The organism is Pseudomonas sp. GW821-FHT03C07 (genome assembly GCF_059420925.1).
Genome location: NZ_JBWKUQ010000017.1, coordinates 34,009 through 44,606 on the forward strand (window position 1 = coordinate 34,009; position 10,598 = coordinate 44,606).

Consider the following 10,598-nt stretch of genomic DNA (forward strand, 5'->3'; position numbering starts at 1 on the left):
TCCGTTCCGTGTAGGAGCTGGCTTGCCAGCGATGAGGCCGGCAAGCCCTGCGGCGATCATCCGGCCGCCATCGCCGGCAAGCCGGACTCCTACAGGGTCCGCGCTCGCCTCATAATCAAGGCCGGGCTACAGCATAGCGTTGTAGGCGAACAACGCCGGTGCTCCGCCGGTGTGCAGGAAGATGATCGGACCGTCCTCGAAACGCTGGCGGCCAATGCCGTCGAGCAGCCCGGCCATGGCCTTGCCGGTGTAGACCGGGTCGAGCAGAATGCCTTCCTGGCTCGCCAGCAGCTTGACCGCCGCCAGGGTCCCAGCGTTCGGCTCGCCATAACGGGGGGCGAAATACTCGTCCCAGAGTTCGACCTTGAAACTGGCCGGCAGCGGCACCCCCAGCAACTCGGCCGTGCGCTCGGCCAAGCCCTGCACCTTCGGCCGCTGCGCCTCGTCGCTACGCGACACCGTCACGCCGACCACTGGCAACCCCGGCAGCGCTTCGCTCAAGGCCAGGCCCAGGCCGCTGTGGGTCCCGGCACTGCCGGACGCCAGCACCACCGCGGCAAATTCCAGCCCGCTGTCCTCGATCTGCGCCGCCAGCTCGAAGCCGGCCCGCACATAACCCAGCGCGCCCAGGGCATTGGAACCGCCGATCGGCACCAGATACGGCTTCTTGCCGTTGCTGCGCAAGCGCTCGGCCAGGGCCTGCAACTGCTCGTCGGCCTTGTCCAGGTTGTCCACCAACTCGACCCGGGCATCGAACAGGTCGAGCAACAAGCGGTTGCCGTTGCCCAGGTAGTTGGCGTCCTCGGTGCCGATGGGGTTTTCCAGCAAGGCCACACAGCCCAGCCCGAGCCGGGCCGCCAGGGCCGCGGTCTGGCGCACATGGTTGGACTGGATGGCACCCGCGGTGATCAGCGTATCGGCGCCGACCGCCAGGGCATCGGCACCCAGGTATTCCAGCTTGCGCAGCTTGTTGCCGCCCAGGGCCAGGGGCGTCAGGTCATCGCGCTTGATGTAGATATCGCGCCCGACCCACGCCGACAGGCGTTCGAGCTTTTCCAGAGGCGTGGCCTGGACCAGGAGTTCCAGACGGGTAAAACGGGCAAGCTGTTGTTTGATCATGGGTCCGAGCTGGCTGTAGGAGATGCCTGGACTATAGGCAGGGGCTTTTCCCCAGGCAACTGTCATTCGCTTATGCCGGAAAAATCTGAGTAAAGCACCATTCGTTCTTAATTACCGTTTGTGTCGGTGCCGTAAAGTGGAAGTCATTCAGGCGACCCAATGGGTCGGTCGTCCCCTCGGAGATTTGATCGTGAGCGAGCGTTCCAGCCATTGGCAACTACAGACCATCGTCGGCCAGCTGCGCAGCGCCCGGGATGAGTGGCGCAGCCGTAATGGCCGGGTCAGCGACGAACAGGGCGGCCGCGAGTTGCCATCGCGCCAGGCCATGGCCGAGATTCTCGAATCGCTCTGCGGCGCGCTGTTTCCCATGCGCCTGGGGCCGGTCGACCTGCGCGAGGAAAGCGAGGACTTCTACGTCGGCCACACCCTCGACGCGGCCCTCAATGCCCTGCTGGCCCAGGCTCGCCTGGAGCTGCGTTACGTGGCGCGGCACGGCGGTGAGTCGGACAGCGCGGTTCAGGCCAAGGCCGTGCAACTGATCCAGGACTTCGCCATGGCCCTGCCGGAACTGCGCCGGGTGCTCGACACCGACGTCCTCGCCGCCTACCACGGCGACCCGGCGGCGCGCAGCGTCGATGAAGTCTTGCTGTGCTACCCGGGGATTCTCGCGGTGATCCATCATCGCCTGGCCCATCACCTGTATCGGGCCGGGTTGCCGTTGCTGGCGCGGATCAGTTCGGAAATCGCCCACTCGGCCACCGGCATCGACATTCACCCCGGGGCACAGATCGGCCGCAGTTTCTTTATCGACCATGGTACTGGCGTGGTGATCGGCGAAACCGCGATCATCGGCGAGCGGGTGCGGATCTACCAGGCGGTGACCCTCGGCGCCAAACGCTTCCCGGCGGACGAGGACGGACAGTTGCAGAAGGGTCATCCGCGGCACCCTATTGTCGAGGACGATGTGGTGATCTATGCCGGGGCGACCATCCTCGGGCGCATCACCATCGGCCGCGGCGCCACCATCGGCGGCAATGTCTGGCTGACCCGCAGCGTGCCGGCCGGTTGCAACTTGACCCAGGCCAACCTGCAGCAGCATGAGGAAGGAACACAGCGCTGAGATCAGGAACAATCTTGTCGTCTGTTCCGGCCTCTTCGCCGCACCGCCGCGGAAGCAGGTCGCCCAGTTGCACGCGCGGGCAGCGCTGTCCAGCTCACGCCGTAGCGGCTGGCGCCAGCGCCTGAGCCAGGCGGTGCACTTCCCGTCACGGGACGAGTTCTATGCTTCCTCGACCAGTACGAACGGCATGTGCAGTTCCTGCGCCTGGTCCGTTGAAACACTGCTTCAGGCCTTGTCCAGCACCATGAACAAGGCCATGGTGATGGCCGGCAGGCCGAACACCGCCAGCCCGATCATCAACTCCGAAAGGAGGCTCTGGTGGGCGGTGATCACGCCGATGGCGCCGTTGACGATGGTCGCCAGCAGCCACATGCCGAGAAAGCCGGCGCCGAGGATTTGCCGGCTGATGCCCAGGCGCTGACCGAAGAACAGCGTGCCACCGAGCAGGATCAGGCCGATGGCGAGGATGATGGCGGTGTGCATGGCGCGTCCTCCAGGGCTGCGTTGTCTGTCAGCCCCAATGCTGATTTGTAGGCGCCGGATTGCTGGCGATAGCGGCCGATCGGGCAATGCAATGCCCCCTGGCCCCATCGCCAGCAAGCCGGCTCCTACAGGTTCGTATTCCAGCCTTGGCTGAGCGGTGCAGGGACCTACTCTCACCCCTCTCTGATACTGTAGATCGAAACCCGCGCCTTCACTGGCCACTGACCTGCAACAGATCCTCCAACCCAATCCGCCGGAACATCTCCGCGCGCACCCGATCGGCCATGGCATTGACGACTTCGGCACCGTCCTGGGACGGATCGATATGGCACCGGAACGGACGACGGCCATGGGGCATGTCGACGATCTCGACAATCGCCCGGGCCACTTCGGCCACATCGGCATCCGCCGGCTCCAGCGCCGCCAGGCCTTGCAACGCCTGATCCGCCACTCCGACATAAGGCCCCTCGGTGTATTCAAGCGCACGCACCTGGTCGGCGGGCGAACCGGAATGCACGAAGTGGTTGGTACCTTTGGTAAACGCCCCCGGTACCACGATCGAGGTTTCCACACCCCAGCGCACCAGTTCGCTGGCATAGGACACCGCCAGGGAATCCATCGCCGCCTTGGCCGCGAAATACGGGGCCAGGAACGGCGGCGTACCGCCGCGAGCGCTGCTGGAGGAGACCCATATCACCAGGCCTTTGCCCTGCTTGCGCAGTTGTGGCAGGGCCGCGCGGTTGACCCGCTGGGTGCTCAGCACATTGATGTCGTAGAGCTGGGCGAATTGTTCCGGGGTGAAGGCTTCGGTAGGGCCGAAGGACATATGCCCGGCGTTGTGGATAAGCACATCCAGCCGGCCGCAGTCGGCGATGATCTGCGCCACACCTGCCTCGACCGACTCGCTCGACGCCACGTCCAGCTCGACACTGCGCAAGTCCACCGAGTGCTCGGCGGCATAGCGTTGTACTTGCGCCACCTGCGGCGCATTGCGGCCAAGGGTTTCACGCATGCTGGCGTAGACGGTATGGCCAGCATCGGCCAGGGCGCGAGCAGTCAGGGCACCGAAGCCGCTGGAGGCACCGGTAATCAGAATCACGGATTTCATCGGGTTTCACCTTGGATTCGCTGGGGCAAGACCGCCCGTGAACCGGGCGATCATTCAGAGGGTGAGGCGCTGATCAGACCAGGCCACCGTTGGCGCGCAGAACCTGGCCATTGATCCAGCCGGCAGCCGGACTGACCAGGAAGGACACCACATTGGCGATGTCTTCCGGCTGACCGAGACGCTCCAGCGGTGGCATCTTGGCGAAGGTCTGGATCTGCTCTTCGCTCTTGCCGTGCAGGAACAATTCAGTCGCCACCGGGCCGGGGGCCACGGCATTGACGGTGATCTGGCGACCGCGCAGTTCCTTGGAGAACACGTGGGTGAAGGACTCCACCGCCGCCTTGCTGGCGATGTACACCGCGTAGCCGGGCATGTTCAGGGCCACGGTGCTGCTGGAGAAGTTGACGATACGGCCACCATCGTTCATCCGGGTCGCGGCTTCGCGCAGGGTGTTGAAGGTGCCGCGGGTGTTGATGGCGAAGGTCTGCTCGAACAGATCATCGCTGTGCTGGGCCAGAGGCATGACCTTGAGGATGCCGGCGTTGTTGATCAGCACATCGACCTTGCCCAGCTGCTGCTCGGTCTCGTCGAACATCCGCGCGACATCGGCGGAGCTGGCGACATCGGCCCGGATCGCTATGGCCTGGTGACCGGCCTGACGCAGCTCCACCGCCAGTGCCGAGGCTTCGGTGGCGCTGCTGGCGTAGTTGATGGCGACGGCAAAACCTTCCGCCGCCAGCTTGCGAGCGATGACGGCACCGATGCCGCGCGAGGCGCCAGTGACAATGGCCACTTTCTGAGTCTGGGTAGTCATGTCGAATCTCCTGAGGTGTTCGTTGGGTGTGGGGCTAATTTCACATGTTTACCCAGGGTGATAAATGCCCGATAGTTGGCTTGACTGTTCAATAATCACCAACAATCAATCGCAACGGAGCCCCCATGGATCAAGTCAAGGCCATGAAGGTTTTTGTCCGGATCTACGAACGCAGCAGCTTCACTCTGGCGGCCGAGGACCTGAACCTGCCTCGCGCAACCCTGACCCATACGCTGAATCAGTTCGAGGCCTGGCTCGGTACCCGGCTGTTGGAGCGGAGTACGCGCCGCGTCCGCCCGACCCTGGACGGCGAGGCCTATTACCGCCGCTGCGTGCAGTTGCTGGCGGAGCTGGAAGAAGCCGAACTGGCGTTTCGTTCGGTGGCGCCCAAGGGGCGCTTGCGGGTTGACTTGCAAGGTACGCTGGCGAAGTACTTCGTGGTCCCGGCGCTACCGGAGTTTCTCGAACGCTATCCGGATATCGACGTCTCGATGAGCGAGGCCAGCCACTTTATCGACCTGATCGCCGAGGGCGTGGACTGCGTGCTGCGCTCCGGCAATCTCGGCGACTCATCGCTGGTCGGCCGGCGCGTCGCCAACCTGCGGCAAGTGACCTGCGCCAGCCCGGCGTACCTGCGCAAATACGGCGAGCCACGGAGTCTCGCGGACCTGAGCCGGCATCAGGGCGTGAACTACGTTTCCAGGACCACCGGCAAACTGTTCCCGTTTGAGTTCACCGAGGCCGGCGAGCTGCGCGAGGTGCCCCTGGCGGGCCGGGTGTCGGTCTTCGGCGCCGAGATCTATGCCGCCTCGGCGGTTTCCGGGCTGGGGCTGATCCAGGTGCCGCATTACCGGGTGGCGGAACAGATCAGCCAGGGCTTGCTCAAGGAGGTCCTGCCGGACCATCCGCCACCACCGATGCCAGTGTCGGTGCTCTACCCGCAGAACCGGCATATGTCGCCGAGGGTGCGGGTGTTCGTGGACTGGATCAGCACGATCTTCGCCAAGGCAACGTAGAGACATGAAAGGTTTCAGCAACGGATAGAACCGCTGTCGGAGATGGTCTGAGTTCGGCGTATGCTGGACCACTTCGCTGAAACTGCCCAACGAGAGAGGATTCGATGACTTACCAAGCTGCCGAAAACCGCTACGACTCCATGCCCTACCGCCGCGTCGGACGCAGCGGGCTGGTGCTGCCGGCCCTGTCCCTGGGCCTGTGGCACAACTTCGGCGACAGCACGCCGATCGACACCCAGCGCGCCCTGTTGCGTACCGCCTTCGACCTGGGCATCAACCACTTCGACCTGGCGAACAACTACGGCCCGCCCTACGGCAGCGCCGAGATCAACTTCGGACGCCTGCTGCGCGAAGACTTCAAGCAGTACCGCGATGAACTGATCATCTCCAGCAAAGCCGGCTGGGACATGTGGCCCGGCCCTTACGGCCAGGGCGGCGGTTCACGTAAATACGTGCTCGCCAGCCTCGACCAGAGCCTGCAACGCCTGGGCCTGGACTATGTGGATATCTTCTACTCGCACCGCTTCGACCCGGACACCCCGCTGGAAGAAACCGCCAGCGCCCTGGCCACGGCCGTGCAGCAGGGCAAGGCACTGTATATCGGTATCTCGTCGTATTCCGGGGTGAAAACCCGCGAGATCGCGGCACTGCTGAAAGACTGGAAAGTCCCACTGCTGATCCACCAACCGGCCTACAACCTGCTCAATCGCTGGGTGGAAAAAGACCTGCTGGACACCGTCGAAGAACTGGGTACCGGGGTGATTGCCTTTACCCCGTTGGCCCAGGGTCTGCTGACCGACAAATACCTCAATGGTGTGCCGAAGGATGCGCGGGTCAATCGTCCGGGCGGCGGTTCGTTGCAGGCGTCGCACTTGTCCGAGGCAAACATCGCCCACGTGCGAGACTTGAATGAAATCGCCCAGCGTCGTGGCCAGAGCCTGGCGCAATTGGCCTTGGCCTGGACGCTACGCGATCCACGGGTGACCTCGGCCCTGATCGGCGCCAGCCGGCCGGAGCAGATCATCGAGAACGTCGGCGCGCTGAAGAACCTGAGTTTCACTCAGGAAGAACTGGCGGAGATTGATCGATTTGCCCAGGAAGGCGGGATCAATTTGTGGGAAAAGCCGTCGACGGCCGAGTGATCTCTGCGTTTGCGGTGGGTTGCAGTCAACGAAAACTTGCGCACGCTCCATGGCGTAATACTCTTTGGTCGGTGCCATTACGACTGTTTGCCTCGGACAGGCAACTTTGACTCGACTCACCCCGCAGGACGCTTTCCATGCTCAAGACCCTGGCGGTCGCCAACTACCGCTTGATCAACAAACTTCTGAACGAACCGGAAACCAGCCTGCACCCGGACCTGTAGCCGGCCCTGGCGCGCCTGATCGTGCAGGCTTCGGAGCAATTCCAGGTGAGGGTGGTGTCCCATGCCAGCCGCCTGATCGCGGCGTTGCAGCAGGACCCGGCGTGCACTTGCATCGTGCTGGAAAAGGAGCTGGGGCAGACCACCATTGTCGGCCAGGGGATGCTCGACGAGCCGGCCGGGAACTGGCCGGATTGACAGCGGCAGCCCAACCCCATGCAACGAGGCTCAACCAGGAGCCTGACCACCGGAATTTGCCGGACAGGGGGGCGGCGACTACCTTGATCGGGTTGCAGTACGGATCTTTTTTACCCGAGAGGGCTCCAAGCATGGATGCCAATGGCCAGATTCGATGGCCCCTCATTACAAGGAAAGTACCCATGACCCAGGCAAACACACCGGAAAAGCTCGATCCCCAGGACATTGTGAAACTGCTGGTGGCACTGCGGCGCGCGGTCAAAGCCCAACCCAACGGGCACGCCGCCAAACCGCGGTTGTAGGCGCTGGCTTGTCGGGACGCCGCACCGCAGCGATGGGGCCGACAAGCCTTGCGTTGTTCTCGCGGACGCCATCGCCGGCAAGCCGGCTCCCACAGGATCCGCGTAGAACTGGGGATCTACGTACCACGCAAAATAAAAAACGCCGACGCGGGTTGCTCGTCGGCGTTCAAACCTTGAAGAGATTATTTGCCAATCAGAACGCCGGCAGTACCGCGCCTTTGTACTTCTGGGCGATGAAGGCTTTCACTTCCGGGCTGGTCAGGGCCTTGGCCAGTTTCTGGATCGCGTCGCTGTCCTTGTTGTCCGGACGAGCTACCAGGAAGTTTACGTAAGGCGAGTCGGCACCTTCGATCAGCAGCGCGTCTTTAGCCGGGTTCAGGCCCGCATCCAGCGCATAGTTGGTGTTGATCATGTCCAGGTCGACCTGGTCCAGAACCCTCGGCAGCAGCGCCGACTCCAGTTCCTTGAACTTCAGGTGTTTGTCGTTCTTGACGATGTCTTTCGGCGTCGACAGCGCGTTGGTCGGGTCTTTCAGAGTAATCAGACCGGCTTTCTGCAGCAGCAGCAAGGCACGGCCGCTGTTGCTGCCTTCGTTCGGGATGGCCACGGTGGCGCCGTCCTTCAGCTCAGCCAGGCTTTTGACTTTCTTCGAGTAACCGCCGAAAGGTTCGACGTGCACGCCGATCACCGTGACCAGGTTGGTGCCCTTGCCTTTATTGAAGCCATCCAGGTACGGCTTGGTCTGGAAGTAGTTGGCGTCCAGGTGTTTCTCGGCCACCTGGCTGTTCGGTTGTACGTAGTCGGTGAACACCTTGATTTCCAGGTCCACGCCCTCTTTGGCCAGGGTCGGCTTGATCAGCTCGAGGATCTCGGCGTGGGGGATCGGCGTTGCAGCCACGACCAGTTTCTCGCCGGCCTGGGCCAGACCGGCCGTCAGAGCGGCCGCCAATGCGGTAAACAACAGAACCTTTTTCATGCAGTGTCCTTATCGAAAATCACGGTCGTCATCGACGACAGCCTTGAGAGAGGTGCCAGTAAAGTGATATCGCTGGCGTGGAGCAGAAGATACCGATATTTTTTATTCCAGAACAATATCTTTTATTCATCTTCATATTCCATTTTGTTCATGTTCTCTGCCCACCACATGCCTCTGTAGGAGCCGGCTTGCCGGCGATTCAGGCGACTCGGTGTGTCAGGGACACCGCGTTATCGTTCATCGCCGGCAAGCCGGCTCCTACAGAAGGTCAGGCGCCCGCGTGTTCCAGCAAGCGCTTGAGCGCCGCCAGTTCCTCGGCGGAACTGCTACCTATCCATTGCTCGATCAAGGCCAGCGGTGCCGGCAGATTCAAATGCTCCGGTAAAATCTCGTCGCCGCTGCTGACCAGCAAGGCGAAGTGAATGACATTCTCCAGCTCCCGGGTGTTGCCCGGCCAACTGTGCCTCTCCAGGGCGCGCTGGGCACTTTCACTGATCAGCGGCACCGGCAGGCTCAGGCGCTGGCTGTAGATGCCGAGGAAATACTCGGCCAAGGGCAGGATGTCGCCGACCCGTTCGCGTAGCGCCGGCAATTCCAGCTGGCCTTCGCTGAGGTAGTGATAGAGGCGCTCATGGAATTTGCCGACCGCCACCGCCTGCGCCAGGTCGATGCTGGTGGCCGCCACCAGGCGCACATCCACGGGGCTCGGCTGCGGCGCGCCGACCCGGGTGACTTCGTGATTCTCCAGCGCGGCGAGCAATTTCACCTGGATCGGCAGCGGCAGATCGCCAATCTCGTCCAGGTACAAAGTGCCGCCGTTGGCCGAACCGAACCAGCCGGCGCGACTGCTGGCCGAGCCGCTGTAGGCCCCCACGGCATAACCGAACAGCTCGGCGTCGGCGTAGGTCGGGCTGATGGCGCCACAGTTCACCGAAACGAACAACCCGGAGCGGTCGCTGGCGCGGTGGATATGCCGGGCAAGCAACTCCTTGCCGGTCCCGGTCTCGCCCCGAATCAATACCGGCAGCGCCTTGGGCGCCAGGGTTTCGAGTTCTTCGCGCAGTTGCCGCGAACGCGGATCGACGAACACCAGCGCCTTGGCGCGAATACTCAGGGGGCTCTTTTCCGAATCGGGAAAGGTCAGCAGCGGCTGACCGAAGGTTTGATGCAGGCTCATGGCAGACTCCCGCCCCAAACCGCCAACTGGCGGGGGGCGTTCAAGCAAAAGAAAAAAATCAGGCGCGACGCAGGGAATGCTGTTCCATTCGGGTCTGCAGGCGGTACAGGTAGGCAAAACCCTGTTCCCAGCGCTGGTGACCGGACTTCACATTGATATGCCCGGCGCCGCTGAGGATGCTCGCTTGCGCGCCCCAGTCGCGGGCCAGTTCCAGGGTCCGTGGGGCGCTGACGGCGGCGTCGTTGTCGGAGGCGACGATCTGGCTCGGGAACGGCAACAGGTCGCTCGGAATCGGCGCAAAGTTACGCAGCGCCGGGGTACAGGCAGGACGCTCGACATCGGCCGGGGCCACCAGCAACGCGCCACGGACCTGGCGCAGCAGGTGCAGCGGCGCCGTTTGCGCCCAGTGGGCGACGGTGATGCAACCCAGGCTGTGGGCGATCAGGATCACCGGCGTGTCGTCGGCGGCAATGGCTTCGGCCAGGGCCGCGACCCAGTCTTCGCGACGCGGCGTCAGCCAGTCGGCCTGCTCCACCCGCGCACTGTTGGGCAGGCTGTTCTGCCAGTGGGTTTGCCAATGATCTTCTGGCGATCCTTGCCAGCCCGGCACGATCAGATAACGAATCGACTCGTTGCGCATGGGATACACCTCCTCCTGCGTTTGCGTTCCTGATCGAGTATAGGGAGGAGAGTTATATTCGTTAAGGAATAAGAAGCTATTTGTTAATGCCACAAAGAAATATAAGAACTTACGAATCGCTCCCTGCCGACACAAACCCTGTAGGAGCCGGCAAGCCGGCTCCAGGTTTTCGCTCGGACACAAAATTTGCGAACCACTCGGACACTGTGGGAGCGGTGCTTGCCCGCGAAGGGGCCTTGAGCCTTGCGGTGTCGATCCGGCCGCCATCGCCGGCAAGCCGGC

At 62.9% G+C, this 10,598-nt stretch carries 10 protein-coding genes and 1 pseudogene; 4 read left to right on the forward strand and 7 right to left on the reverse strand.

All coding sequences use genetic code 11. From position 1 onward, the window contains the following. Window positions 1–126: 126 nt before the first annotated feature. Window positions 127–1,119, reverse strand: coding sequence for a D-cysteine desulfhydrase (locus AC07VG_RS25835; protein WP_495003042.1), 993 nt, complete (start codon window positions 1,117–1,119; stop codon window positions 127–129). A 190-nt stretch (window positions 1,120–1,309) separates the two neighbouring features. Between AC07VG_RS25835 and epsC the strand changes: the two genes are divergently transcribed. Then, window positions 1,310–2,239 (forward strand): serine O-acetyltransferase EpsC, encoded by a 930-nt coding sequence (epsC, locus tag AC07VG_RS25840; RefSeq protein WP_495003041.1) that lies wholly within the window; start codon window positions 1,310–1,312, stop codon window positions 2,237–2,239. 225 nt (window positions 2,240–2,464) lie between these two features. Here epsC and AC07VG_RS25845 read toward each other — a convergent pair whose 3' ends face one another. The 3 genes from AC07VG_RS25845 to AC07VG_RS25855 form a co-directional block, all read right to left on the reverse strand. Then, entirely contained in the window at window positions 2,465–2,722 is a 258-nt protein-coding gene (locus AC07VG_RS25845; protein WP_495003040.1) for a hypothetical protein, read from the reverse strand. A gap of 211 nt (window positions 2,723–2,933) precedes the next feature. Continuing rightward, the gene (locus AC07VG_RS25850; RefSeq protein ID WP_495003039.1) at window positions 2,934–3,830 is read right to left on the reverse strand and encodes an SDR family oxidoreductase; all 897 of its coding nucleotides are present in this window, start codon (window positions 3,828–3,830) and stop codon (window positions 2,934–2,936) included. Window positions 3,831–3,903: 73 nt separating this feature from the next. Beyond that, complete coding sequence (locus tag AC07VG_RS25855) at window positions 3,904–4,644, reverse strand: SDR family oxidoreductase (RefSeq protein ID WP_495003038.1); 741 nt, start codon at window positions 4,642–4,644, stop codon at window positions 3,904–3,906. Between the two features lie 125 nt (window positions 4,645–4,769). Between AC07VG_RS25855 and AC07VG_RS25860 the strand changes: the two genes are divergently transcribed. The 3 genes and pseudogenes from AC07VG_RS25860 to AC07VG_RS25870 all read left to right on the forward strand — a co-directional run. Further along, window positions 4,770–5,660: a LysR family transcriptional regulator gene (locus AC07VG_RS25860; protein ID WP_495003037.1), complete on the forward strand. Its 891-nt coding sequence runs from the start codon at window positions 4,770–4,772 to the stop codon at window positions 5,658–5,660. Between the two features lie 104 nt (window positions 5,661–5,764). Then, a complete protein-coding gene (mgrA, locus tag AC07VG_RS25865) occupies window positions 5,765–6,802 on the forward strand; it encodes an L-glyceraldehyde 3-phosphate reductase (RefSeq protein ID WP_495003036.1) in 1,038 nt (345 codons plus the stop codon). A 182-nt stretch (window positions 6,803–6,984) separates the two neighbouring features. Then, a pseudogene (locus AC07VG_RS25870) lies at window positions 6,985–7,221 on the forward strand (AAA family ATPase); the annotation flags it as partial. 495 nt (window positions 7,222–7,716) lie between these two features. Here AC07VG_RS25870 and AC07VG_RS25875 read toward each other — a convergent pair. From AC07VG_RS25875 to AC07VG_RS25885, 3 genes are all read right to left on the reverse strand, one after another. Further along, on the reverse strand, window positions 7,717–8,499 hold the full coding sequence (locus AC07VG_RS25875; RefSeq protein ID WP_495003035.1) for a MetQ/NlpA family ABC transporter substrate-binding protein: 783 nt from the start codon (window positions 8,497–8,499) through the stop codon (window positions 7,717–7,719). Between the two features lie 268 nt (window positions 8,500–8,767). After that, a complete protein-coding gene (locus AC07VG_RS25880) occupies window positions 8,768–9,676 on the reverse strand; it encodes a sigma 54-interacting transcriptional regulator (protein ID WP_495003034.1) in 909 nt (302 codons plus the stop codon). Window positions 9,677–9,734: 58 nt separating this feature from the next. Next, window positions 9,735–10,316: an alpha/beta hydrolase gene (locus AC07VG_RS25885; RefSeq protein ID WP_495003033.1), complete on the reverse strand. Its 582-nt coding sequence runs from the start codon at window positions 10,314–10,316 to the stop codon at window positions 9,735–9,737. Window positions 10,317–10,598 lie beyond the last annotated feature (282 nt).